At 44.2% G+C, this 400-nt stretch carries 1 protein-coding gene; it reads right to left on the minus strand.

The window, feature by feature from the left end:
* On the minus strand, nucleotides 1-400 hold a 400-nt coding region (locus A3763_RS06155; RefSeq protein ID WP_197482807.1), incomplete at both ends, for an NUDIX domain-containing protein.

Genomic DNA, 400 nt, shown 5'->3' on the forward strand with positions numbered 1-400 from the left:
CTGATGTTCTTGGATCCACTTTAGCCTATCTGATGAGCGTACTTCTGGTAGTGACGCTTTTAGCTTTAATTTAACCGGCTGTATCTCTAGTTTGTAATGAGAAAAGGTATGGTGAATGCTTTGGTGTCTTTCTAGTAGTTCTGTTTCTATGCCAAAGTTCTCGGTGCAGTATTGAATCAAGTCTGGTGGCGTGAGTGAGGGTGGTGCCTCTGGCAAGCTATATAAACCACCCCATATTCCGCTTGGCGGCCTTTTCTCAAGTAGGACTCCCTTATCAGACTCAATTAGCAGTGCCCAGGTTTTCTTTTGAGGGATCTTTTTTTTGGGTTTTGAAACCGGTAGGGCATGTTGTAGGTCTGCTTTGTTTGCCTGGCAATCTTCCTGCATTGGACAAATTGTG

This window comes from Oleiphilus sp. HI0128, assembly GCF_001635365.1.